The following is a 24,847-nucleotide window of genomic DNA, read 5'->3' on the forward strand; positions in this document are numbered from 1 at the left end:
TCTGATACCATCACAATACATACTCAACCTCAATATTGGACTCATCTACATGGCTGCTTTTGACTATTACCCTTGGCTCTTCCCCCTATTTGCAACTCTATTTGGTTTATTAGTCGGCAGCTTTCTAAATGTAGTGATTTACCGCCTACCAATCATGATGGAAAAAGAATGGAAGAAAGAATGTATTGATTGTTTTCCTGATTTAGCACCAAAGAAAAAAACAGTCGAAAAAGAAGAGGTATTTAATCTCAGCGTCCCACGCTCCCGCTGCCCAAAATGTAATACGCAAATCAAGTTCTATGACAACATTCCAGTTATTAGCTGGCTAGTCTTACGAGGTAAGTGCCGTCAATGCAGCAATCCAATTAGCATGAGATACCCAGCGATAGAGTTACTCTCTGGAGCGATGTGTTTTACTGTTTCATTTTTACTGCCGTTTTCATATTTTGCTATTGCTGCCGTTGTACTGACCTTAGTTCTTATCGCTCTAACCTTCATCGACATTGATACCATGTTACTTCCCGACCAGATCACTCTGCCTTTATTATGGTCTGGCCTTTACTTAGCGCTCGTTGGTTGGAGTCCAGTCAGCCTAGCTGACTCTGTTATTGGTGCAATGGCGGGGTATCTTATTTTATGGTCTATTTACTGGGGCTTTAAGCTGCTCACGGGTAAAGAAGGTATGGGGTATGGCGATTTTAAATTATTAGCGGCTCTTGGCGCTTGGCTTGGTTGGCAACAATTACCGTTAGTCGTATTAGTTTCATCCATTATTGGCGCTATTATTGGTATTGCCATGTTAAGAGCACAAAAGAAGGGATTAGATAAAGCCATTCCTTTTGGTCCATATTTGGCGATTGCGGGTTGGATATGCTTACTTTGGGGTCAACAAATTGGGCAATGGTATTTCACCACTATCTTAGGTTTTCCACTATGAGTTATGTTATTGCTATTACTGGAGGTATTGGTAGTGGAAAAACCACAGTCGCTGATACTTTTCATAAAAATCATAATATTGACATTATTGATGCTGATATCATTGCCCGTGAAGTGGTCGAACCAAATAGCATTGGATTAAATCAAATCATCCATCATTTTGGAAAACCGATTTTATTAGATAATGGGCATTTAAATAGAACAGAACTACGACAACGTATTTTCTCAAATCCTAATGATAAAAAATGGCTTAACGATCTGCTTCATCCTTTAATTAAAGAAGAGATGCAGCGCCAACTTTCTTTAGCTCAATCAGACTATGTAATACTTGTTGTTCCTCTTTTAGTTGAAAATCAATTACAGTATTTAGCAAATCGCATTCTTGTTGTTGATGTTTTGGAGCAAACTCAAATTAATCGAACCGTTAATCGTGATAGAGTAAACACAAACCAAGTAAAAGCGATATTAGCTTCACAAGCCTCACGAGCAGATCGATTAGCCATTGCTGATGACATTATTAAGAATGATCACAATATTCATAGTTTGGATGGTGAAATTTCTCTGCTACATAATAAATATCTGCTATTGTCTCAAACATCTATAAATAAAGAGAATTAATAACGATCATGAATGGATTGAGTGTACAAAAATTTGAACATCCTTTGAATGAAAGGACTCGAATTTACTTACGAATAGAATCTCTATTTCGTAAGCTTGGTCATTCTGCGGATTTGACTCAACCATTTGAATATCAAGTTTTCTTTAGCTCTCTTTTTCATATGCTTGATATTTTAGAACAAGTTCAAGTTAAAGCTGATTTAGGTAAAGACCTAGAAAAGCTACGCTTACAGTATAAAGCTTGGATGGACATAGAAGATATTGATCAGTCAGCTTTGCTTTCAGTGCTAGAACAAATCAGTCAGGTTCACCAAAATTTAATGCAAACAACTCGACCGGGTCACTCTTTAAAAGAAGACCGATTCTTATCAGCATTAAAACAACGATTCTTTATTCCGGGTGGTGATTGTTGCTTTGACTTACCGGCATTGCACCATTGGCTACATCTACCTTTAGAAGTTAGATCTAGCAACACGCACAACTGGATGTCACAGCTGCTTTCACTTTCTGATGCATTATCATTATGGTTGCGGTTAACACGAGAAACAGCACATTTTGAGCCTCAAATAGCCCGTAATGGCTTCATGCAAAGTGACATGAAAAATGCCAATTTACTCCGCTTAGAGATCCCAATAGAATATGGTATCTATCCAATGATCTCTGGGCATAAAAGTCGTTTTGCGTTACGCTTTATGTCTTTTGAAACTAATAAGAATTGCGAAAAAGACATTGAGTTTACACTTGCAGTCTGCTGAGGAAAACATGTCAGAATCAAATACTCAACAATCAACAACGGCTAAACCGACAATCGTTAAATGTCCAACCTGTCAATCAGCGGTAATATGGAATACAGAAAGCCAATATCGTCCATTTTGCAGTAAAAAATGCCAAATGATTGATTTTGGTGAATGGGCAGATGAAGAGAAATCCATTCCTGGTGCTCCAGATATGTCAGATTCTGATGGATGGTCTGAAGATCAGTACTAATCAATAATAGATTAATTAAAAAGCGATCACTATGATCGCTTTTTTTATGCATGATTTTTTAATTAAAAAACGCGATGACTTTTTCTAATACTGGAACATTAGCTTCTGGAAAATCGTAATTAATCAACTCAGAAATAGGTACCCATAAACCTTGCTGCCCCTCTTTTCCATAAGGCTCACAGTCAAATTGAGTCACTGTAAAAAAATCAAAGTAGAGTGATTTATCTGGATAGTCATGATTTAACGATTCAAAAATAGCTAACTCGGTTGATTCTATACCTATCTCTTCATTTAGCTCCCGAATAAGTGCTTGCTCCGCACTTTCCCCTACTTCTACTTTGCCGCCAGGAAACTCCCAAAAACCGCCTTTATGTACCTTGTCTGGACGCTTAGTAATAAATACTTTGGTCTTTTCAGCATTTAAAATAATCGCTGCAACTATATGCAATCGTTTCATTTATAGCCTTCCTATAATAATCATGTATTTGATCAGATAATATACCTATAAAAAAACCGCTACTAATAGCGGTTTCTTATTATTTACGAGCAATCAGTAGCACTAGATTGTGCCGTGACACTGTTTGTATTTTTTACCAGAACCACATGGGCAAGGTTCATTGCGACCAACTTTTCGTTCATCACGAACCACTGGAGTATGACTGTCTTCTGTCACTTCACCATCATCAAGCTGACTTTCAGCCTCTTTATGCTGTAATTTCTGACGTTGGGCAGCAACTTCTGCTTGTTGACGACGTTGTTCTTCCATACGTTCAACATCTTCTTGTTGCTGTACACGTACTTTACTTAAAATAGAAACAACATCAAATTTTAGAGTATCAAGTAGACCTTCGAACAGTTCAAACGATTCACGCTTGTATTCTTGTTTCGGGTTTTTCTGAGCATAGCCACGCAAGTGAATACCTTGACGTAGGTGATCCATTGCAGCCAAATGCTCTTTCCATAAGCCATCAAGTGTTTGCAGCATAACGGCTTTTTCAAAGTTACGTAGAACAGATTCGCCAACAGACTCTTCTTTATCTTTATATACTTGAATTGCAGTTTCGATGACTCTATCACGTAGATTATCTTCATGAAGTTTATCATCGCTATCTAGCCACTCTTGAATTGGCATATCCAAATCAAAGTCAGCACGCAAGCGTGTTGTTAACCCTTCCACATCCCACATTTCTTCAAGTGATTGAGCTGGAATATATTGAGCAAATAAGCCTTCAAGTACTTCTTGACGGTTATAGCCAATCATCTCGCTAATATCGTCAATATTCATTAACTCATCACGTAGCTCATAAACCACTTTACGCTGGTCATTAGCTACATCATCATATTCAAGAAGTTGTTTACGAATATCAAAGTTACGACCTTCTACTTTACGCTGTGCGTTTTCAATCGCTTTCGTTACCCATGGATGCTCAATCGCTTCACCTTCTTCCATACCTAACTTCTTCATCATGTTAGAAACACGATCTGAAGCAAAGATACGCATTAGTGCATCTTCCATAGATAAGTAGAAACGAGAAGAACCCGCATCACCTTGACGGCCAGAACGACCACGCAATTGGTTATCAATACGACGAGACTCATGACGCTCCGTACCAATGATATGAAGACCACCAGCGGCAATAACTTCATCATGTGCTTCTTTCCAGCTTGCTTTAATCTCTTGGATCTGAGCATCAGTTGGATTGCTTAATTTAGCGACGTTAGCCTGCCAACTACCACCAAGTACAATATCCGTACCACGACCTGCCATATTAGTTGCGATGGTTACCGCACTTAATGTACCTGCATTGGCAACGATATCCGCTTCTTTTTCATGAAATTTAGCATTAAGAACGTTATGCTTAATTTTTGCTTTCTTCAGTGCGTTTGATAATAGCTCTGACTTTTCGATTGACACTGTACCAACAAGTACCGGCTGACCGCGCTCTGAGCATTCTTTAATGTCTTCAATGATAGCTGCAAATTTTTCAGCTTCTGTCATGTAGACTAAATCGCCCATATCATTACGAGTCATTGGACGGTTGGTTGGAATAACTACCGTATCTAGGCCATAAATAGATTGGAATTCAAATGCTTCTGTATCCGCTGTACCTGTCATGCCTGACAATTTATCATATAAGCGGAAGAAGTTTTGGAAAGTGATTGATGCTAAGGTTTGGTTCTCGTTCTGAATTTTAACACCTTCTTTTGCTTCAACAGCTTGGTGTAAACCTTCAGACCAACGACGACCAGGCATAGTTCGACCAGTGTGCTCATCAACAATAATCACTTCGTCATCTTTTACGATGTAATCAACGTCTTTTTCAAACAATACGTGTGCACGCAATGCAGCATTAATGTGATGAAGTAAGCTTATATTAGCAGGAGAATACAAGGTATCATCTGCGTCCATTAAGCCTTCATCTTTAAGTAGCTGCTCTACAAACTCTTGACCATTCTCTGTTAGGTGAGTCTGCTTTCCTTTCTCATCTAATGTGTAGTGACCTTCTCCACGATACTCTTCACTGTCTTCTTTATCTTGTTTTACAAGCTGAGGGATCAGTGTATTGATTCGAGTATAAAGCTCAGAGCTATCTTCAGCCGGTCCAGAAATGATAAGAGGAGTACGAGCTTCATCGATTAAGATTGAATCCACTTCATCGATCACGGCAAAATAGCGTTCACGTTGAACACGGTCTTCCGCACGAAAAGCCATGTTGTCACGTAAGTAGTCAAAACCAAACTCATTATTTGTGCCATATAATATATCGCATAAATACGCTTGTTTTTTCTCTTGAGGTGCCATGTTTGGTATGTTGATACCAACGGTCATACCTAGGAATTCAAATAATTCACGGTTTGTTTCTGCATCACGCGTAGCAAGGTAATCATTCACGGTTACAACGTGAACTCCTTTACCCGTTAAAGCATTCAAATAACATGGTAGTGTTGCTGTTAATGTTTTACCTTCACCAGTACGCATTTCTGCAATTTGGCTATCGTTTAGCACCATGCCACCAATCATTTGAACATCAAAGTGGCGCATACCATACAAACGCTTTGATGCTTCACGTACCGTAGCAAATGCTTCTGGTAATAGATTGTCTAAATCTTCACCTTGCTCTAAACGCGCACGGAACTCGATTGTTTTCGCTTTTAATTCTTCGTCTTGTAATGATTCGAATTGTGGTTCAAGTTTATTAATTTGATCTACGATTTTACGTAGTTTGCGTAATGTTCGATCATTACGGCTACCGATAACTTTTGTTAGAATTTTAGAAAACATGATTCCGTTGCTTCTCTTATCTCTTGATCATTTCTGATCGTTTATTCTGAAATGTGAATCAATCGCCTAGAGAAATTACTCTAAGAAAAAAATATCTTTATATACTTATCTTATGGGGATGAAGCTTTGATTTTTCAAGGCCAACTCTGATTCTTGTGTTGCTAGTCATCATAAGTAATAATTAGGAAAGTATAAGCGATATCGTTAAGCAATCCTAAGTTAAATCCGTAGAGTTTGATTCCAATTCTGAAAAATTCAGATCTAATTAGCATTTATGACTTTTTCTTTGATAAAACCCTGTTCAATAACGCCCTAGTTGTGAGAGTTCCTTATGATGCGAGACCACAGACCCAAACCTGCGAATGATTTTTTTAATAATACTCGCTTTAAAGACTTACAAGAAAAAGCGATTATTTTATCCAAATTATCACATGTACTTAAAGACGCTCTGCCTTCAGGCTGTGAAGATCATTGCCGCGTGGCAAACTATCGCCAAGGATCTTTAGTGATCGAAGTTTCAGGTAGCGTCTGGGCAACACGAATTAATTACGAAAGAATCGCGATCTTATCTGCATTTCGTCGTCATGGTTTACCCGGTTTATCTAACTTAGAAGTAAAGATCAACCCAGATCTGGCTCGATCTTTCGTTGGTGAAAAACCCACGGTATATAAAACAGAAAAACAAGCAAAACGAGAGTTATCAGCAGCTGCAGCAAGTGCATTGGAAATGGTAGCAGAAACAGCATCGCCTAAATTAAAAAAACGATTAGAAAGTTTAGCGGCATTAGCAAATAAGAAATAAGAAATAAGAAATAAGAAATAAGAAATAAGAAATAAGAAATAAGAAATACTACAGATACAAAAAAGCCAAGCAACTGCTTGGCTTTTTTATTTGATGATGGACTAAGCAAGTACCATTCCTGGTTGCATATACGCTACAGGGGACTCTTTCTCATCTTCAATAGTTGTCCACTCCCATGCTTCTTGATCAGCAAGAACAGCACGAAGTAATTGATTATTCAAAGCGTGACCTGATTTATAAGCACTTATCTCACCTAGAATACTATGACCACACATATAAAGGTCGCCAACAGCATCTAGTACTTTATGCGTTACAAATTCATTAGCAAAACGTAAGCCGTCTTCATTAAGAATACGGTAATCATCTAGTACGATTGCACAATCAAAACTACCGCCTAAGCATAAGTTTTGTGATTGTAAGTACTCGATATCACGCATAAACCCGAAAGTACGAGCTCGCGAAATATCTTTGATGAACGATTGGCTTGAAAAATCAAACACTAACTTTTGGTCATCTGATTCAATTGCTGGGTGATTGAAGTCAATAGTGAAATCTAAGCGGAAACCGTTATAAGGACGAATTTCTGCCCACTTATCACCATCTTCAATGCGAACAGGTTTCTTAATACGAATGAATTTCTTCGCTGTATTAAGTTCTTCAATACCTGCAGATTGCAAAAGATAAACAAAAGGACTTGCACTGCCATCCATAATTGGAATTTCAGGAGCATCAACCTCAATAACTACGTTATCAATGCCCATGCCCGCTAATGCAGCATTCAAGTGTTCAACTGTTGAGATTCTAACGCCGTCATCATTAACTAACGCTGTACATAGCATAGTATCGCGCACTGACTCGGGATCCGCAGGGAAATCTACCGGTGGATTAAGGTCTGTACGACGATAAATTACACCTGTATTTGACGCTGCTGGACGAAGAGTAAGCGTGACTTTTCGGCCTGAGTGTAAACCCACACCTGTCATTTGTACGATACTTTTCAGTGTACGTTGTCTGATCATATGCTCATCTCAACTATAAATATGCTTGATATCAAACCAATTCTAGGAACTGGTTTGATATTTTAGCACACAACTTTCTATAAAACCAAATCGTTTGATGATTAATTAGTCAGCTTGACGTCGTAAAAACGCTGGGATATCTAAATAATCTTCTTTCTGATCTGGTTTAGCTTGCGCTGCTCCAGTATTCTGAACACCTGCCGCAGGCGACGTTGATGGTGCTGTTTGTTGTGCAGCTGGCTTAGTTACTTGCACGTTTTGTGCCGCTTTCTCAACCATAGGTTCAACAACTGGTGCTTTTGCTTTCACAGGAGTTTGAACTGCTGGTTGTGTCGCTGCTGGAGTAGCTGCTTTGTTTGTCACTAACGTGATTTCAGGTTTCTTTTCAGTACCGATACCAGTAGCAACAACTGTTACTCTAATTTCATCAGTCATATCAGGGTCAAGAGAAGTACCAATAACCACTGTAGCGTTATCTGATGCAAATGCTTTTACTGTATTACCTACTGTCTCGAATTCATCAAGACGCATATCTAAACCAGCAGTAATGTTAACAAGAACACCACGAGCACCCGCAAGATCGATATCTTCAAGCAATGGACTTGAGATCGCTTCTTCTGCTGCTTGTTCTGCTCGGTCTTCACCTACTGCAGTACCGCTACCCATCATTGCATGTCCCATTTCAGACATAACAGTTCGAACATCGGCGAAATCGACGTTAATCATACCAGGACGAGTAATTAACTCTGCAATACCCTGAACCGCATTACGAAGAACATCATTCGCTTTTGCGAACGCTTCTAGTAATGTGATACCACGCCCAAGTACTTTTAATAATTTTTCGTTTGGAATCGTAATTAATGAGTCAACATGTTTCGATAACTCTTCAATACCTTGCTCAGCAAAAGCAAGACGTTTACGACCTTCAAAGCTAAACGGTTTTGTAACAACAGCAACCGTTAGAATATTTAATTCTTTTGCAATCTCAGCAATAATTGGCGCAGCACCAGTACCAGTACCGCCGCCCATACCTGCTGCGATAAATATCATATCGGCACCAGCTAATACTTCTTTAATCGCTTCACGATCTTCTAGTGCAGCATCACGACCAACTTGCGGGTTTGCACCTGCTCCTAAGCCTTTAGTGATGTCACCACCAATCTGAATAACAGTATTAACACTCGTCTTACGAAGTGCCTGAGCATCAGTATTTACACTGATAAATTCAACACCTTCAATTGACTCACGTACCATGTGCTCGATAGCATTGCCGCCACCGCCACCTACACCAACTACTTTAATTACTGCTTCGTCGGACATTTCCATCATCGGCTCAAACATCTGTTCTCTCCGTTCCTTCCTGTTCGCTCAGGTTAAAACTCTTTTAGTATCCAATTTTTAAATTTCTTTATTACGGTAGTGAGAGATTGGTGCTTACTTGGCACATAATCTTCCTCATCATGCAATTGACTTTCTTTACCGTAATGCAAAAGCCCTACCGCTGTTGCTTGGTAAGGTTCTTTTACGTAATCTGTTAGGCCTGTCACTTCTAAAGGCTGGCCTATTCTGACTTGGGTTTGAAACACACGCTCAGCGCAATCTACCAAACCTTCAATCTGTGATCCGCCACCAGTTAATACAATACCAGCAGCAAGATGGTGCTTTGTTCCTTCAGCGCGTAACTTATCTTGAATAGCAAGAATTCGCTGATTTACAAGACCCAGTAGCTCAGAATACCTTGGTTCGATAACTTCTGCTAGCATTCTTCGTTGTAAACTTCTTGATGGTCGACCACCAACGCTAGGTACATTAACCGTTTCATCACGATTTATATGCTCACTGAGAGCACAACCGTATTTTACTTTTAATTTTTCAGCATCGTTGAATGGCGTACCGAAAGCGTAAGCAATGTCACTAGTTACAGCATTACCCGCATAAGGTAGAACCTCAGCGTGACGTAATGAACCATCAGTCCAGATAGCAATATCCATTGTACCTGCGCCGATATCTACAACACAAACACCAAGATCTCGTTCATCTTCAGTAATAACTGCATTACTAGATGCTAAACCAGAGAATATAACATGCTCAACTTTCAAGCCACAACGTTCTACAGCTTTTACTATATTGCGCGCCATATCATTATGACATGTAATTAAATGAACACTCACTTCCATTCTCATACCCGATAATCCAATTGGATTTCGAATACCTTTTTGAACATCAATCGTAAATTCTTGTGGTATTACATGCAGTGTTCGCTGTTCATCACCGATTTTAACGGATTTTGCAGTATGAATAACACTGTCCATATCATCTTGAGTCACTTCTTCTTCAGAAATAGATCCCATTCCTTTTTCTATTTGGCTAGCAATGTGCTTACCAGATAAGGAAATAAATACAGAGGTAATGGTACATTCTGCCATCAATTCAGCTTGGTCGATCGCTCTTTGAACAGATTTAACTACTGATTCAAGATCGTTAACCCCTCCTTTATCCATTCCACGAGAGGGACATGATCCAGAACCAATAACGCTCACTTGGCCATCAGGTAAAACTTCACCAACTAACGCTGATACTTTGTTTGTACCGATATCTAAACCAACAATAATACTGCCTTCTGGCGTTTTACTCATGTCAATTCTCTTCTTTAATCTTCAACATTAACAGACTTCCACCCAACAGCAGCGCCTGTATCGTAACGAAGATCTATATAATCTATCGAATTCTTTTTACTTTCTAATTGCTTATATAGAGCAACAAAGCGATCAACTCTTTCTTCTCGAGCATCACGACCAAGCTCTAATCGTATGCCATTATCTAATACAACTTGCCAAGATAACCTATCTGTCAGTGCAACACTATGAACAGTGATATTCAATGGGGCGAATTGATTTTGTAATTGATGCCAAAAATTCAACACTTCTTTACTGCTCGTTTCTGGACCAAATAAAGCCGGCTTGGGCTCTAACAAATCACTCATCGGCGCATTAAATACCACGCCATCAGGGTTAACAATTACCCTGTTATTCCACGTAGCTTCTGGTTGATTCTCTACCACAAATACTTTAATCGTTTCAGGCCACTGCTTTCTTACCGATACCTGAGCTATCCAAGGTAGAGACAATAATGCATCTTGCAGTTTATTCACATCTTGGGTCATAAATGTCCCAATAGAATCCATTGAATCTATTGCTTCACGAATATCATCTGTCGTTATATGCTTTAACTGACCTTGGATAATGATATGAGATAAAGGCAATCTGTCTTCATCTGTCATCCAACTTATGGTTGAAATAACAAGCCACAACGAAATCATCACAACCAAAGAAAGAAAAAGTGCACCAGGTAGGTGTTTTCTTATTTTTTCTTTATCAAATGAAATATTCATTTTGACCGTCTTAATCATATTATTTTCACAACAGTGCCAACAAATAACGCCACTACCAACTCAATTATACAAAATACGTAAGCTTTGATGGCGTTAAATAAATTTATCTAATAAGTATAGAGTGTAAAAGCTCTCTATCCCAATATCTTACTAGGATATTATTAATACAATAAGGATTCTATCTCATTATTCGTATTTTTATTAGAAGTTCTAACTAATTAAACAATAATCACCCAAACTCTTTCATAGTTTCAATATTTAATTTCATTGAAGCCAATTGTTTCGCTAATTTACCTACATCACCAGCGCCCTGAGTCAAAACTAAATCACCATCTTGAAGGATATTAGCTAACACTGGTGGCAATGCTTCAATATTTGGTACAAAAATAGGATCGATTTTTCCTCGGCCACGAATAGTTCGGCATAATGCTCGCCCATCAGCACCTACTATCGGAGTTTCCCCCGCAGAGTAAACATCAAGCATGATAAGTACATCCACATTATCTAATACGTTAGCAAAATCATCATACAGATCGCGAGTACGACTATAGCGGTGTGGCTGAAAAATCATAACTAAACGTTTATCTTCCCAACCAGCACGAGCCGCTTTGATTGTTACGTCGACTTCTGTTGGGTGGTGTCCATAATCGTCCACCAGCATTGCTGAACCGTTACCAGTTTCAAATTCACCCAATTGATCGAAGCGACGTCCTGCTCCTTCAAAATTCAGAAGCGCAGAAAGAATCGCGCTGTCTTCAACGTCTTCTTCTGTTGCAACCGCAATAGCAGCCGTCGCATTCAAGGCATTATGCTTACCCGGAATATTAAGAATAATATCTAAATCTGTGCGATCTTTTCTTTGAACGGTAAAGAAGCTTTGCTGAGCCACTTGACGATACTTAATTAAGCGTACATCTGCATCTTCCGCAAAACCATAAGTAATAACCTGACGACTAATTCGAGGTAATAATTCTCTTATCACGTCGTCATCAATACACATTACCGCTTGACCATAGAATGGTAGATTATGAAGAAAATCTATAAAGGTTTGTTTTAAAACTTCAAAGTCGCCGCCATAAGTGTCCATATGATCAGCTTCAATGTTGGTTACAATACTTACCATTGGCTGTAAGTGTAAGAATGACGCATCACTTTCATCTGCTTCTGCAATCAGAAAGCGACTTGAACCTAAGCGTGCATTTGTACCTGCATTTTTTACCAAACCACCATTAACAAAAGTTGGGTCTAGCCCTGCTTCTGAATAAATTTGAGTCGTTAATGCAGTGGTTGTAGTTTTACCGTGCGTACCTGAAACCGCAATACCATGACGATAACGCATCAACTCTGCTAGCATTTCAGCGCGACGAATAACTGGAATTCGATTTTCTTTCGCTGCAACAATTTCAGGGTTCTCAGGGTTAATCGCAGTAGATACAACCACAACACTTGCTTTTTCTACATTACTGGCTTGGTGACCAAAAAAGATCTCTGCGCCTCTTTGAGCTAAACGTGCAGTGACAGTATTCTCTGCCATATCTGAACCGCTGATATGATAGCCTTCGTTTAAAAGTACTTCAGCGATACCACACATACCTGCTCCACCAATACCCACAAAATGAATACATTCAACACGGCGCATTTCAGGGATCATAGTTCTAATTTCAGCTAATTGCAGTTTCTGATCTTTTATCATTCTAAATCTCAATTCTTTTTATTTTGCGAGGCTTTTAATTGCACTGGCGACACGTACATCAGCATCAATAATGGCTGCCTTACGAGCATTGCATGCCATTTCTAATAATTCTTTTCGCTCTAATTTGTTCAGTGTATCAATCAAACCCTGAACTGTTAAATCTTGTTGTTCAATCATTTGCGCTGCACCACACTGCACAAGGTGGTCCGCATTTAATGCTTGTTGACGATCTTTATGCATAAAAGGAATAAATACAGAACCAACACCCGCAGCTGAAACCTCTGAAACCGTTAGTGCACCAGATCGACATACTAGAACATCAGCCCAAGCGTACGCTGCGGCAACATCATCAATAAACTCAGTAACTTTAGCATCTGTAATACCATTTTCTTGATAAGCGGTATTGACCGTTTCTTGATTTCCTTTACCTGCTTGGTGCCAGATCTCGACAGCATGATTCAGTTTTGGTAACGCTTCAGGTAAGGTCGTATTAAGAATACGTGCTCCTTGGCTGCCTCCCATCACTAATACTCGAATAGGACCGGTACGCTCTGCAAATCGCTCACTAGGTTGAGGTAATTGGCACACATCTTCTCGAACCGGATTACCCACAACTTCTGCATTTGGAAATGCACCAGGAAAAGCCTGAAAAACACGTTTTGCTATTTTAGATAACCATTGATTAGTTAACCCAGCAACCGCATTTTGTTCATGCAATACAACAGGAATACCAGATAACCAAGCAGCAATACCACCTGGACCACTTACATAACCACCCATACCTAATACTACATCAGGCTGCCAAGCTTGAATGTGTTTCTTCGCTTGAGAAATCGCGCCAAATATTTGAAATGGTGCCGCTAGTAGCTTTTTAAATCCCTGTCCACGTAAGCCTTTTACTTTGATAAAATCGATTTCAATACCATGCTTTGGTACTAAATCAGCTTCCATTCTATCTTCTGTTCCTAACCAACGAATTTCCCAGCCTTCACTTTGTAGCTGCTTTGCTACCGCTAATCCAGGAAATACATGACCGCCAGTGCCACCAGCCATCACTAATAAACGTTTATTTTTGTTCTTCATTTTCGCTCCGTGGAGGCTCGTTTTCTAGAAAAATACGACATTCATGATCAATACGAATTAACAGTGATACTGCGACCGACATGATAATCAAACTGGAACCACCGTAACTTATCAGTGGCAACGTTAACCCTTTGGTTGGAACGATACCAGCTGCCGCACCAACGTTAACCAACGTTTGAAAAGCAAACCAAATACCGATCCCAAATGCTAAAAACCCACCAAAACGCTGATCATGCAGCAAGCACTCTCGACCAATAAATAAGGCCTTTAACACTAAAGAAAAAATGAGAATGAGTACCAAAGATACGCCAACAAAACCTAACTCTTCAGCAACAACGGCAAACACAAAATCGGTATGTGCTTCTGGTAAGTATTCTAATTTTTGAATTGAATTACCTAATCCTTCACCAAACCAACTGCCTCGACCAAATGCCATGAGGGATTGCGTTAATTGGTAACCACTACCAAATGGGTCTTGCCATGGGTCTAAGAAAGAAGTCACACGACGCATACGATAAGGTTCAGCAATAATCAGTACTATAACGAGTGAGATACCACTCATCACTAACGCGATAAATTGCCAAAGCTTAGCACCAGCAATAAATAACATACCGATGGTTGTGACAAACATTACAATTGTCGTTCCTAAATCGGGCTGTAATAACAAAAAGAAAGCGAGGCCAATAAGAACAACTAATGGTTTTACGAATCCTTTAAAACTGTCTCTCACTTCACCATGACGACGAACAAGATAGCCAGAAATAAAAACAAATAACGACAGTTTAGCAACCTCGGCAGGCTGTAAGTTAAAGATCCCTAAAGGTAACCAACGTGCCGCACCATTTACTGATTTACCCACCACTAAAACAGCAGCCAATAGCAAAAAAGAAATTAGCAATAGATGGCTACTGTACTTTAACCAGTCATCCAATTTAATACGTAATACTACTGAGGAAGCCCCAAGAGCTAAGCATACGAATAGCATATGGCGCATCATAAAGTGAAAAGGCTGACCTGTTAAGCGTGTACTGATAGGAAAAGAGGCTGAACCAACCATAACAAGACCAGTAAGCATCAGAGCAAGCGCAATCCAAATCAACTGACGATCAAACATCACTTTAGGTGATGGTGTTAAACACCATTCTTGCACTGGAGATGCCCATTGCTTAATACGATCAATTATCAAAATTAACTCTCAGCTGAATACTGTTTTGCTAGTTGGGTGAAAGCATCACCTCTAGCCATAAAATTTGCATATTGGTCAAAGCTCGCACAAGCAGGAGATAGCATCACCATGTCACCTTCCTTGAGAGTATGAAATAGCGTTTCTATTGCTTCATCCATCGTTTGACACTGTTGAGAGCGGGGATCTAAAGACAGAAATTGCTCACCATCTTCCCCGAAGCAATACATCATTAAATCCAAATCATGTAGCGCAGGAGATAGTTCGGAAAAATCAGCACCTTTACCAACTCCACCCACTAATAGATGTAATTTACCCTCTATCTTTAGACCAGACAGCGCGGCAAGAGTGCTCGCAACATTGGTTGCTTTGGAATCATTGACCCAACGAATACCCTGATTATCTGCTACAACTTGGCATCTGTGTGTCAATCCATTGTAAGTTCTTAATATATCTAATGAAGATTCTAGGTTAATCCCAACGGCATCCAATAAAGCAATCGCAACTAGGCTGTTGGCAATATTGTGCTTACCAACCAACCCTAATTCACTTGCTGCCAGTATTGGATCTGCGTCTATTGCCAGATAATAAATACCATCATTAAGCACACAACCGTAATCACCTTGATCAAAACCAAAATTCTTTATGCTGTTAACTTCAATATCAGGGTAGGTTTCTTTGTCATCACGATTAACAATACACACATCAGCATGATCAAAAATACGTAGCTTCGCTTGACGATAATCTGCCATACCTTGATATCTATCCATATGGTCTTCAGATAAATTCAAAAATGCAGCCGCTTTTAATTTTAACGATGAGGTTGTTTCTAATTGAAAACTGGAGAGCTCAAGTACATAAAGTTCAGCATCTTGTTCTAACAAATCTAACGCGGCAAAGCCTATGTTGCCACCCACTGCAGTTTTTACACCAGCAGCATTGGCCATTGTTCCAGTTAAATCAGTAACGGTACTTTTGCCATTAGATCCTGTAATTGCAATCACAGGGGCAGTCACTGCCCAAGCAAAAAGTTCGATATCACCAACAACTGGCGTACCCTTTTTAATCGCAGGCTGTAACTGTGGAGAGGCAAGTGCAATACCAGGGTTGGTAACAATAAGATCGGCATCTAACAGCCAGTCTTGTTGCCAACCACCAGAATATAACTCAACCTGTTCAGGCAATTGTTCTTGGCCTGGTGGCGTTTCACGAGTATCTATAACTTTTACTATTAACGCTTCTGGTTGTCTAAGTAAATGCTTAACAACAGATAATCCTGTCATTCCTAAGCCAACCACAACAACGTTTTTCACACCACCAAAACCAGTCATATTAACGTACCTTCAATGTCGCTAATGCAATAAGAACCAATAACATAGAGATAATCCAAAAACGCACGATTACACGAGGTTCTGGCCATCCTTTCAATTCATAATGGTGATGAATTGGGGCCATACGGAAGATACGTTGGCCACGTAGCTTGTATGAACCAACCTGTAGGATTACCGATAATGTTTCAACAACAAAGACACCACCCATGATAACCAATAAGAATTCTTGACGAACTAAAACAGCTATCGTACCTAATGCTCCACCTAGTGCTAATGAGCCAACATCGCCCATAAATACTTGTGCTGGGTATGTGTTAAACCATAAGAAACCAAAACCGGCACCTACGATCGCAGCACATACGACAACCAATTCACTTGCTTGTGGGATGTGTGGAATATGCAAATAGTTAGCAAACTGTACGTTGCCTGTTGCCCACGCAATGAAAGCAAATCCTCCAGCCACAAATACGGTTGGCATGATCGCTAAACCATCTAAGCCATCAGTCAGGTTTACCGCGTTACTTGTACCAACAATAACAAAGTAAGTTAAAAGAATATAAGTCAAACCAAGCTGAGGCATCACATCTTTAAAGAACGGAACCACAAGTTGGGTTGCAGCGGTATCTTTACCATAAGCATACAAAGCAAAAGCAATGACTAACGCAATAACTGACTGCCAAAAATATTTCCAACGGGCAATAAGTCCATCGCTATTTTTACGAACCACTTTTCGGTAATCATCAACAAAACCAACCGCACCATAGCCAAGTAAGACGAAGATAACCGCCCAAACATAAGGATTAGTTAAATCAGCCCATAAGAATACCGTAACCGTAATCGCGGTTAAGATCATGATCCCGCCCATGGTTGGGGTACCACGTTTACTAAAATGAGACTCTGGACCATCATCACGAACCACTTGACCAATTTGTAGGTTCTGTAACCATCTAATTAGCTTTGGTCCCATCCATAACGAAATAGATAATGCAGTAATAATACTTAAAATAGCTCGAAAGCTAAGGTATTCGAATAAACGAAAAAATGGGAAATATTGCTCTAAAAAGTTAGATAACCAGATAATCATTACTGACTCTCCTTAAGAGCTAAAACCACTTCGCTCATACGTGAACTATTGGCACCTTTCACTAACACAGTAACCTCGTTATTTTTAATTAATTGTAATTCTTGTTTCAAATAGCAATTCAATTCTGCGCGACTTTCAAAATGACGGCCATTACATAGCTCACTAATCACCTTCGTATCATCACCAAATGTTACTACTTGCTCAAATTGATATGGGGCAGCATATTCACCAACTTCACGATGAAGTGCAAGGCTTTCTTCACCCAGCTCTGCCATATTGCCTAAAACTAGCCAACGCTGGCCAGAAAACGCACCTAGGAGATCAACCGCCGCTTTTACCGCAGGGACACTCGCATTATAGGTGTCATCAATAACCTTCAAACCTGAAGCTAGTGTTTCCACCGCAACACGACCTTTCACATTACCTAATCGTTGAAGTCCTTGTTGAATATCAACTAACGAGCAACCAGTTTGACGCGCTAGCGCTGCAGCTGCGACTGCGTTACTGATATTGTGCTTACCAATAATAGATAAAGAAACTAAAATACAGCCAATAGTGGTGTGTAATTGAAAGCTTGGTTCACCAATGGAATTAACCTCAATATTTGAGGCATAGAAATCAGCACTTGGATCACTCATCGAAAACGACAGCACTTTTTTTCCATCAAATAATTCAGACCACTTAGGTAAACCATTACTATCTAAATTGTAAATAGCCGTACCGTTATCTTGCAATCCTTCAAAAATTTCACCTTTTGCTTTCGCAACACCGTCAAGTGAACCAAAACCTTCCAAATGCGCTGCTGCTACGTTATTAACTAGAGCCACATTTGGGCGAGCCAAACGAGTAGTATAAGAAATTTCATGTTGATGATTAGCCCCCAATTCAATAACCGCAAAGTCATCACTTGGTTGAGAGCGTAATAATGTCAATGGCACACCAATTTCATTATTAAAGTTACCCGCGGTAGCTAATACATTACCAGATGCTTGTAATATTGAAGCAAGCATTTCTTTGACTGTCGTTTTGCCACAACTTCCTGTTAGGGCAAACGTAAACGTACTGCATTGCTGATGAACGGCTTGCGCTAGTAAACCCAACGCTTTTTGAGTATCTTCAACAATAATTTGAGGAAGTGAGCACGCTAGTTCACGAGAAACCAATAAAGCCAACGCCCCTTGCTCTTTTGCTGTTTCTGCAAAGTCATGGGCATCAAAACGCTCACCAATTAATGCAACGAAAAGCCCTTCTTTATCTATATTTCGGCTGTCAGTAGAAACCGATGATATTTGGCAATCAATGCCAATCACTTTTCCACCACAAACGGCTGCGATCTGGCTTAATGTCATTGCTATCATGATAATAGTCCTAATAATGTCTGTGCACTTTCACGATCTGAATAATGAATCGTTTTACCTGCAAGCACTTGATAATCTTCATGCCCTTTTCCTGCAAGTAGGATAATGTCTTTTTCATTCGCTTGAGATAATGCAAATTGACACGCTTCAAAGCGATCATGGACCACATGCACGGCGTCTGGTTTCAGCAATCCGGCTAACATATTTTTTATAATCAGAGCGGGATCTTCAGAGCGTGGGTTGTCATCACTTAAAATAATCACATCAGCTTGCTCTTCAGCAATACGAGCCATCATAGGTCGCTTACCAGTATCTCTGTCGCCACCACAGCCAAAAATGCACCAAAGCTGACCTTCACAATGAACACGCAATGCTTGTAATGCTTTCTCAAGAGCATCCGGTGTATGCGCATAATCAACAACTACTTTCGCTTTGTCTTTTGCTGAGAACAATTCCATTCTGCCAATAACAGCACTCAGTTGTGAAGCTGATTGAGCAAGCTCTTTAATGTCATAACCAAGAGAAAGAAGTGTCGCGAAAGCAACCAATACATTACTGGCATTAAATGCGCCAATTAATGGTACAGAAAGCTCTGCATCACCCCAATCAGAGGCTAATGTTAATTGAATCCCATTAGTAGAATAAGCAACAGAGGTAGCAAATACTTTTTGACCTGAATGACCAACTAGTTGCTCTTCATTTAGTGATACACCGACAGCCTGAGGTAACTCTTTTAACCAAGAGAGCCCAATAGCGTCATCTACATTTATAATTGAGTTCTTAGGCTGATGAGCGGTAAATAACAATTTTTTCGCTTCAGCGTAATTAGCCATAGTGCCATGATAATCAAGGTGGTCACGGCTTAAATTGGTAAAGACTGCCGCATCAAACGATAATGCATTGACTCGGCCTTGAACTAAACCATGAGAGGATATTTCTAACGCCGTAAGTTCTGCGCCAATACTATCTAATTCACTTAGTGTTTGTTGAATTTCAAGCGGGCTGCCCGTGGTATTTAACGCAGGTTTCAGATCCGTCAATAGACCATTACCAGTCGTACCCATTACACCTGCCGGCGTATTTAGTAACGTTGCCCACTGCGCAATAATCTGAGAAATCGTTGTTTTACCATTGGTACCAGTAATACCAACTAATTTCATTTCTCGCTTATCAGCGTGATAAAAATGACCAGCAATAGCACTTAGTTTTTCGGATAGGGAGTCAATGTAAACAACAATGGCACCTTCAATTGTCGTAACGGTTCCCGCTATATTTTCATCATCAGCTTCCGCTACAATTGCAACTGCACCTTTTGTTATTGCCAAGGGGATGAATTGTCGCCCATCAACAGCATGACCTTTAACTGCGATAAAAAGACAGCCAGAAGACACATTACGACTGTCCAGTGTCATCGATGAAATTGCCACAGATTGAGTTAATTCACACCAAGGCAACAGTAATTCAGATAACTGCATCATCACTTTCCTAATTCAATACATCAATTTGTTTTACGGTACTTTCGTCTGGCGCCACATTAAGAATTTGCAAAGCGTCTTTCATTATCTGCCCAAAAATAGGCGCGGCAACTTGGCCTGCGTAATACTCATCACCTTGTGGCTGGTTCACAATAGTCACCAATGCAATACGTGGGTTACTAACAGGAGCAACCCCTGCTGTCACAGTCATGTATTCATCGCTGTAACCACCACGAACCGCTTTACGTGAAGTACCCGTTTTAGCCGCCACTCGATAGCCAGGAACCGCTGCTTTTGTTGCCGTGCCTCCCGGTTGAGTTACGGTTTCCATCATTTCTAACACAGCTTTCGCGTGCTGACGATTAACGACTTGCTTACCAGGCGTTGGGCCGGTTGTTTTTAAAATAGACAACGGACGATATTCACCATAAGCGCCCAATGTCGCATAAGCATGAGCTAACTGAATTGGAGTAACCGAAAGACCATAACCAAACGCAAGCGTTGCTATTTCAAAATCAGACCAACGACGGCGATCAGGAAAAATACCGGTTGCTTCACCAATCAAATTTAAGCCAGAAGGATCCGCAAGACCAACCGCACTGTATTCAGCCAATAGTTCTTGTAAGGGCATATTTAACGCCAAGTGCGCCACACCAATATTACTCGATTTCTTTAATATCGTTGTTAAATCAGCTTTACCTATTTTAGAGCCATCACGAACACGGCTACCACCAATTCGCATGATGCCATTACCCGTATCTATGATAGTGTTTAAATTTGCGGTCCCACCATCTAAAGCCGCTAATACGACAAAAGGTTTAACCGTTGATCCTGGCTCTAACGTATCGGTAATAACACGATTTCGCATTCTAAAGCTTTGTAATTGATCTCGGTTGTTTGGGTTATACGAAGGTGCATTAACCATAGCTAACACTTCACCCGTTTTAATATCAATCATCACAACCGAACCTGACATTGCACGATAATCTGCAACGGCTTGTTTAATTGCTCGATAAGCTATCGCTTGTAAGCGCTGATCAATACTAAGAGTAAGGGGTTTTCCTTCTTGTTTTTCTTTTAACGAAATATTTTCAACGACTCGACCATAGCGGTCTTTTCGAACGGTTCGTCGACCAGGTTCACCCGTTAACCAACCATCATAACTACTTTCAATACCCTCTAAGCCACGGCTATCAATTCCTGTCACACCGATAACGTGCGCACTGATCTCACCACTTGGGTAATAACGACGTGATTCTGCTTTTAAACCGATCCCTGCTAGTTTCAGTTTTTTAATGTAAGCAGCCACTGCTGGTGATATTTGACGCTGTAAATAAATGAAACGACGCTTTTTATTTTTTTCAATTTTAGATAATAACTCTTTTCGCTTAAGCCCTAATACATCAGCCAAAGCATACCAACGCTCAATTTCAACTAATCCACCCGCTTTATAGATAGCCACCGGATCAGCCCAAACCGCATCAACCGGAACACTCACCGCCAATTGCTCATTATTACGATCAGAAATAATACCACGAGCAGAAGGAAGCGCTTTAACTCGAATAGAACGCATATCCCCTTGTTTTATAAGATTATCCGGCTCAATAACTTGGATGTAAGCAGCCCTAGCAATTAGAATTGCTAATGCAAGAAAAACAAAGAAAACAATAACGCCAAAGCGCCACTGAATGAGAGTCGGTGGCGCTTTGGTTATGCGTTTATTATTTTTTTTTCTATTTGGTAATTTCATCGTAATTTAATTATAACTTCTTTATCCGGTGCCGGTCGTTCCATATTGAGTTCATCGACAGAGCGAGATTGCACTCGACTGTGTTCCGCTAATGCACTCTCTTCTAAAATCAAATTACGCCACTCACCATCTAAAATGTCTTTTTCAAGCAATAAGTTTTCTCTTTGCACGGCCATTTGACGCGTATTATGTGTCGCTAATACCACGCCTATCGCGCTGATAAAAGTGCAAATTAATAAAATTGTATGAAGGCGACCTACACCCAAAAGGTCTAGGCCAATCATCTTTGTTAAATTAGACGATGAAGGGGAATTTTGACTCATAAGCGCTCAGCGATACGTAGTACAGAACTACGTGAACGAATATTAACGTCAACTTCATTAACGGTTGGCTTAATGGCTTTACCAATAGGCTTCATTTTTGCACTGCCTAGTGCTTTAATTTGGTTTTCAGTCAAAGGGATACCATGAGGAACTTGTGGGCCTCTGCTTTCTTTTCGAATAAAATGCTTAACCATACGGTCTTCTAATGAATGAAAGCTAATCACAGACAAGCGTCCACCTTCAGCAAACACATCAAGAGCACCATTTAAGGCTGTATCAATTTCATCCAATTCACTATTAATATAAATACGGAATGCTTGGAAAGTACGAGTAGCAGGGTGTTTTTTCTCTTTAAAATTCTTAGGCGCTACATCAGAAATTAATTTAGCTAGCTGTCCAGTACGAGTTAACGGCTCATTCTCTTCGTTATCACGATAAGCAACAATACCTTTAGCAATGCGCCATGCATGCTTGTCTTCGCCAAACTCACGAATAACCCAAGTAATATCTTCAACATCGGCAGTCAATAACCATTGAGACACTGGCATTCCTGATGTCGGGTCCATACGCATATCTAATGGACCATCTTTCATGAAACTAAAGCCACGGTCTGCATCATCGAGCTGTGGTGATGACACACCTAAATCAAGCAAAACACCATCAATTTTCCCTACTAAATCTAACTCTTCAACATATCCTTTTAGACCAGAGAATGGCCCATGAATGATATTGAATCGAGGGTCGGTAATCGTTTTAGCTTCAGCGATTGCTTGAGGATCACGGTCAATACTGTACAAACGTCCGTTTTCACCTAATTGAGATAAAATTTGACGACTATGACCACCGCGACCAAAAGTACCATCAATATAGATACCATCAGGTTTAATCGCTAAACCATCAATAGATTCATGAAGAAGAACGGATACGTGTTGAAATTGTTCAGACATAGTGAGTATTTACTACCGTAATAATGAGAATAAGCGACTGAATTTTAGCTAGAAGTGTAAACTAAAAATACAGTGGTGTGTGTCAAATTAGTGATAATTCTAAACCAATGTAGCAGAAAGCACAAAGCCCACCATAAGACTACCGAAATAGTTCTATGGTGGGCTAAGTTAGGAGCCGACATATAAGCCGGGTTCTGTCCCGCTTGCGCGGTGGTAACCATTCGTCTAGGCCTGCAATCGCTCACAGGCTCAAGCAATCTACCCGCCCCCAAACACGAGCAATGCTATGTGAGGGCCTATTTGATCTTGCTCCGGGTGGAGTTTACCTTGCAACGCACTATTACTAGACGCCCGGTGCGCTCTTACCGCACCCTTTCACCCTTACCTGTGCTTACTTCCCTATCCCGAAGAATAAAAGAAGATTAAGCCATCGGCGGTTTTCTCTCTGCTGCACTTGTCGTAGGCTTGCGCCTCCCAGGCGTTACCTGGCACCCTGCTCTATGGAGCCCGGACTTTCCTCCCCTTCACCAGTTTCCCTAAGGACTTGAATGAAGCAGCGATTACCGAGTCAGCTCCTAAAGCGAATGATATAAGAGTCAGTAATAACTTACCACCCCTTTTTCTCTATATCTTTAATCTAAATGCTCTAAACCCCATTTATATAGGGCATTTTTCTTCACGCCATGTATTTCAGCCGCCATTGCTGCTGCTTTTTTAAGCGGAAGCTCTTTTACAAGAATTGAGACCGAGCGTGTTGCTTCAAACGGAAGTTCATCTTTCGCTTCACTTCTGAAGCCATGAATGAGCAAAACCATTTCTCCGCGCTTACGATTATCGTCTTCTTTTACCCAATCAATCAATTCACCTAATGGCGCGCCATGAATGGTTTCATATCTTTTGGTTAATTCACGAGCCAAAACCACGTGTCTTTCAGCACCAAGAACCGTCAGCATATCATCCAGAGAATCCATAATACGATGAGGAGACTCGTAGAAAATACAGGTACGTTCAGCATGAGCTATTTCTTCAAACTTATCACGACGTCCTTTACTCTTTGGCGGTAAAAAGCCTTCAAAGCTAAAACGGTCAGAAGGTAAGCCAGCAGCTGATAACGCGGTGATCACCGCACAAGCACCAGGTAATGGAACAACATTGACATTTGCTTGACGACAACGATTCACCAAATGGTAACCTGGATCACTAATTAACGGTGTTCCCGCATCTGAGACAAGAGCAATAGATTGGCCTTGTTGTAATTTACTGATCAACAGGTCTGCTTTATGCTGTTCATTATGATCATGCAATGCAAATGTTTGACTAGAAATACCAAAGTGAGACAATAACTTGCCAGTATGTCGAGTATCTTCAGCAGCGATTAAGTCAACGGACTTTAAAACCTCTAAAGCTCGCTGTGTTATATCTCCTAAATTACCGATTGGCGTAGGAACAATGTACAAAGTTGCAGTCTCTACCACAGATAAATTGTGATCTGTCATTTGTTTACTATCTCTTCTGCGATTAATATAGGGAATATGAGTAGACATCACTATAATCAAAATAATATTTTAGCTGTTCGGGTGATTA

The 24,847-nt window shown here is 40.2% G+C and carries 22 protein-coding genes and 1 other RNA gene; 5 read left to right on the forward strand and 18 right to left on the reverse strand.

Annotated elements, in window-relative coordinates; translation table 11 throughout:
• The first annotated feature begins 49 nt into the window (after positions 1–49).
• Genes Q1K78_RS05810 through yacG form a run of 4 tightly spaced genes read left to right on the forward strand, consistent with a single transcriptional unit; the run spans position 50 to position 2,541 of the window.
• Positions 50–937 carry an A24 family peptidase gene (locus Q1K78_RS05810; RefSeq protein ID WP_300175368.1) on the forward strand — a complete coding sequence of 296 codons (888 nt, stop codon included), beginning with the start codon at positions 50–52 and terminating at the stop codon, positions 935–937.
• On the forward strand, positions 934–1,554 hold the full coding sequence (gene coaE, locus Q1K78_RS05815; protein ID WP_300175370.1) for a dephospho-CoA kinase: 621 nt from the start codon (positions 934–936) through the stop codon (positions 1,552–1,554). The genes Q1K78_RS05810 and coaE overlap by 4 nt, the downstream gene beginning before the upstream one ends.
• An 8-nt stretch (positions 1,555–1,562) precedes the next feature.
• Positions 1,563–2,309, forward strand: a complete 747-nt coding sequence (zapD, locus tag Q1K78_RS05820) for a cell division protein ZapD (protein WP_300175373.1) — start codon at positions 1,563–1,565, stop codon at positions 2,307–2,309.
• 7 nt (positions 2,310–2,316) lie between these two features.
• Complete coding sequence (yacG, locus tag Q1K78_RS05825) at positions 2,317–2,541, forward strand: DNA gyrase inhibitor YacG (RefSeq protein ID WP_300175375.1); 225 nt, start codon at positions 2,317–2,319, stop codon at positions 2,539–2,541.
• 58 nt (positions 2,542–2,599) lie between these two features.
• On the opposite strand, the gene mutT is transcribed toward yacG, so the two are convergent.
• Complete coding sequence (gene mutT / locus Q1K78_RS05830; protein WP_300175377.1) at positions 2,600–2,998, reverse strand: 8-oxo-dGTP diphosphatase MutT; 399 nt, start codon at positions 2,996–2,998, stop codon at positions 2,600–2,602.
• A gap of 102 nt (positions 2,999–3,100) precedes the next feature.
• Positions 3,101–5,824 carry a preprotein translocase subunit SecA gene (gene secA, locus Q1K78_RS05835; protein ID WP_300175379.1) on the reverse strand — a complete coding sequence of 908 codons (2,724 nt, stop codon included), beginning with the start codon at positions 5,822–5,824 and terminating at the stop codon, positions 3,101–3,103.
• 331 nt (positions 5,825–6,155) lie between these two features.
• Here secA and Q1K78_RS05840 point away from each other — a divergent pair, with 331 nt between their 5' ends.
• Positions 6,156–6,626: a DciA family protein gene (locus Q1K78_RS05840; RefSeq protein WP_300175381.1), complete on the forward strand. Its 471-nt coding sequence runs from the start codon at positions 6,156–6,158 to the stop codon at positions 6,624–6,626.
• 101 nt (positions 6,627–6,727) lie between these two features.
• On the opposite strand, the gene lpxC is transcribed toward Q1K78_RS05840, so the two are convergent.
• From lpxC to rsmI, 16 genes are all read right to left on the reverse strand, one after another.
• A complete protein-coding gene (lpxC, locus tag Q1K78_RS05845; RefSeq protein WP_300175383.1) occupies positions 6,728–7,645 on the reverse strand; it encodes a UDP-3-O-acyl-N-acetylglucosamine deacetylase in 918 nt (305 codons plus the stop codon).
• A gap of 105 nt (positions 7,646–7,750) precedes the next feature.
• Entirely contained in the window at positions 7,751–8,986 is a 1,236-nt protein-coding gene (gene ftsZ / locus Q1K78_RS05850; protein WP_300175385.1) for a cell division protein FtsZ, read from the reverse strand.
• Positions 8,987–9,018: 32 nt separating this feature from the next.
• On the reverse strand, positions 9,019–10,281 hold the full coding sequence (gene ftsA, locus Q1K78_RS05855; RefSeq protein WP_300175387.1) for a cell division protein FtsA: 1,263 nt from the start codon (positions 10,279–10,281) through the stop codon (positions 9,019–9,021).
• A 14-nt stretch (positions 10,282–10,295) separates the two neighbouring features.
• The gene (locus Q1K78_RS05860) at positions 10,296–11,036 is read right to left on the reverse strand and encodes a cell division protein FtsQ/DivIB (RefSeq protein WP_300175389.1); all 741 of its coding nucleotides are present in this window, start codon (positions 11,034–11,036) and stop codon (positions 10,296–10,298) included.
• 229 nt (positions 11,037–11,265) lie between these two features.
• Positions 11,266–12,729, reverse strand: a complete 1,464-nt coding sequence (gene murC / locus Q1K78_RS05865; RefSeq protein WP_300175391.1) for a UDP-N-acetylmuramate--L-alanine ligase — start codon at positions 12,727–12,729, stop codon at positions 11,266–11,268.
• 18 nt (positions 12,730–12,747) lie between these two features.
• Entirely contained in the window at positions 12,748–13,812 is a 1,065-nt protein-coding gene (gene murG, locus Q1K78_RS05870; RefSeq protein ID WP_300175393.1) for an undecaprenyldiphospho-muramoylpentapeptide beta-N-acetylglucosaminyltransferase, read from the reverse strand.
• Positions 13,796–14,998 carry a cell division protein FtsW gene (gene ftsW, locus Q1K78_RS05875; RefSeq protein ID WP_300175395.1) on the reverse strand — a complete coding sequence of 401 codons (1,203 nt, stop codon included), beginning with the start codon at positions 14,996–14,998 and terminating at the stop codon, positions 13,796–13,798. Before ftsW ends, murG begins: the two co-directional genes overlap by 17 nt.
• Before the next feature lie 2 nt (positions 14,999–15,000).
• A complete protein-coding gene (murD, locus tag Q1K78_RS05880; protein ID WP_300175397.1) occupies positions 15,001–16,326 on the reverse strand; it encodes a UDP-N-acetylmuramoyl-L-alanine--D-glutamate ligase in 1,326 nt (441 codons plus the stop codon).
• A gap of 1 nt (position 16,327) precedes the next feature.
• On the reverse strand, positions 16,328–17,410 hold the full coding sequence (mraY, locus tag Q1K78_RS05885; protein ID WP_300175399.1) for a phospho-N-acetylmuramoyl-pentapeptide-transferase: 1,083 nt from the start codon (positions 17,408–17,410) through the stop codon (positions 16,328–16,330).
• Positions 17,410–18,768, reverse strand: a complete 1,359-nt coding sequence (gene murF / locus Q1K78_RS05890) for a UDP-N-acetylmuramoyl-tripeptide--D-alanyl-D-alanine ligase (protein ID WP_300175401.1) — start codon at positions 18,766–18,768, stop codon at positions 17,410–17,412. The genes mraY and murF overlap by 1 nt, the downstream gene beginning before the upstream one ends.
• On the reverse strand, positions 18,765–20,246 hold the full coding sequence (murE, locus tag Q1K78_RS05895) for a UDP-N-acetylmuramoyl-L-alanyl-D-glutamate--2,6-diaminopimelate ligase (RefSeq protein ID WP_300175403.1): 1,482 nt from the start codon (positions 20,244–20,246) through the stop codon (positions 18,765–18,767). The genes murF and murE overlap by 4 nt, the downstream gene beginning before the upstream one ends.
• A 7-nt stretch (positions 20,247–20,253) precedes the next feature.
• Positions 20,254–21,993: a penicillin-binding transpeptidase domain-containing protein gene (locus tag Q1K78_RS05900; protein WP_300175405.1), complete on the reverse strand. Its 1,740-nt coding sequence runs from the start codon at positions 21,991–21,993 to the stop codon at positions 20,254–20,256.
• A complete protein-coding gene (ftsL, locus tag Q1K78_RS05905) occupies positions 21,990–22,316 on the reverse strand; it encodes a cell division protein FtsL (protein WP_300175407.1) in 327 nt (108 codons plus the stop codon). The genes Q1K78_RS05900 and ftsL overlap by 4 nt, the downstream gene beginning before the upstream one ends.
• Positions 22,313–23,263, reverse strand: a complete 951-nt coding sequence (gene rsmH, locus Q1K78_RS05910; RefSeq protein ID WP_300175409.1) for a 16S rRNA (cytosine(1402)-N(4))-methyltransferase RsmH — start codon at positions 23,261–23,263, stop codon at positions 22,313–22,315. The genes ftsL and rsmH overlap by 4 nt, the downstream gene beginning before the upstream one ends.
• A gap of 167 nt (positions 23,264–23,430) precedes the next feature.
• Positions 23,431–23,839: RNase P RNA component class A (gene rnpB / locus Q1K78_RS05915), an RNA gene on the reverse strand.
• 56 nt (positions 23,840–23,895) lie between these two features.
• Positions 23,896–24,759: a 16S rRNA (cytidine(1402)-2'-O)-methyltransferase gene (gene rsmI, locus Q1K78_RS05920; protein ID WP_300175411.1), complete on the reverse strand. Its 864-nt coding sequence runs from the start codon at positions 24,757–24,759 to the stop codon at positions 23,896–23,898.
• Positions 24,760–24,847 lie beyond the last annotated feature (88 nt).

This window comes from uncultured Aliivibrio sp. (assembly GCF_946479765.1).
Classification (GTDB): Bacteria; Pseudomonadota; Gammaproteobacteria; order Enterobacterales; family Vibrionaceae; genus Aliivibrio.

What these genes read in the sequence shown, in the direction of transcription:
- yacG (WP_300175375.1), top strand. Translation starts at nt 2,317, where the DNA reads ATGTCAGAATCAAATACTCAACAATCAACAACGGCTAAACCGACAATC.
- rsmH (WP_300175409.1), bottom strand. Translation starts at nt 23,263, where the DNA reads ATGTCTGAACAATTTCAACACGTATCCGTTCTTCTTCATGAATCTATT.
- ftsA (WP_300175387.1), bottom strand. Translation starts at nt 10,281, where the DNA reads ATGAGTAAAACGCCAGAAGGCAGTATTATTGTTGGTTTAGATATCGGT.
- Q1K78_RS05860 (WP_300175389.1), bottom strand. Translation starts at nt 11,036, where the DNA reads ATGAATATTTCATTTGATAAAGAAAAAATAAGAAAACACCTACCTGGT.
- murF (WP_300175401.1), bottom strand. Translation starts at nt 18,768, where the DNA reads ATGATAGCAATGACATTAAGCCAGATCGCAGCCGTTTGTGGTGGAAAA.
- secA (WP_300175379.1), bottom strand. Translation starts at nt 5,824, where the DNA reads ATGTTTTCTAAAATTCTAACAAAAGTTATCGGTAGCCGTAATGATCGA.
- lpxC (WP_300175383.1), bottom strand. Translation starts at nt 7,645, where the DNA reads ATGATCAGACAACGTACACTGAAAAGTATCGTACAAATGACAGGTGTG.
- mutT (WP_300175377.1), bottom strand. Translation starts at nt 2,998, where the DNA reads ATGAAACGATTGCATATAGTTGCAGCGATTATTTTAAATGCTGAAAAG.
- murD (WP_300175397.1), bottom strand. Translation starts at nt 16,326, where the DNA reads ATGACTGGTTTTGGTGGTGTGAAAAACGTTGTTGTGGTTGGCTTAGGA.
- Q1K78_RS05840 (WP_300175381.1), top strand. Translation starts at nt 6,156, where the DNA reads ATGATGCGAGACCACAGACCCAAACCTGCGAATGATTTTTTTAATAAT.
- Q1K78_RS05900 (WP_300175405.1), bottom strand. Translation starts at nt 21,993, where the DNA reads ATGAAATTACCAAATAGAAAAAAAAATAATAAACGCATAACCAAAGCG.
- murC (WP_300175391.1), bottom strand. Translation starts at nt 12,729, where the DNA reads ATGATAAAAGATCAGAAACTGCAATTAGCTGAAATTAGAACTATGATC.
- coaE (WP_300175370.1), top strand. Translation starts at nt 934, where the DNA reads ATGAGTTATGTTATTGCTATTACTGGAGGTATTGGTAGTGGAAAAACC.
- Q1K78_RS05810 (WP_300175368.1), top strand. Translation starts at nt 50, where the DNA reads ATGGCTGCTTTTGACTATTACCCTTGGCTCTTCCCCCTATTTGCAACT.
- ftsL (WP_300175407.1), bottom strand. Translation starts at nt 22,316, where the DNA reads ATGAGTCAAAATTCCCCTTCATCGTCTAATTTAACAAAGATGATTGGC.
- mraY (WP_300175399.1), bottom strand. Translation starts at nt 17,410, where the DNA reads ATGATTATCTGGTTATCTAACTTTTTAGAGCAATATTTCCCATTTTTT.
- zapD (WP_300175373.1), top strand. Translation starts at nt 1,563, where the DNA reads ATGAATGGATTGAGTGTACAAAAATTTGAACATCCTTTGAATGAAAGG.
- ftsZ (WP_300175385.1), bottom strand. Translation starts at nt 8,986, where the DNA reads ATGTTTGAGCCGATGATGGAAATGTCCGACGAAGCAGTAATTAAAGTA.
- murG (WP_300175393.1), bottom strand. Translation starts at nt 13,812, where the DNA reads ATGAAGAACAAAAATAAACGTTTATTAGTGATGGCTGGTGGCACTGGC.
- murE (WP_300175403.1), bottom strand. Translation starts at nt 20,246, where the DNA reads ATGATGCAGTTATCTGAATTACTGTTGCCTTGGTGTGAATTAACTCAA.
- rsmI (WP_300175411.1), bottom strand. Translation starts at nt 24,759, where the DNA reads ATGACAGATCACAATTTATCTGTGGTAGAGACTGCAACTTTGTACATT.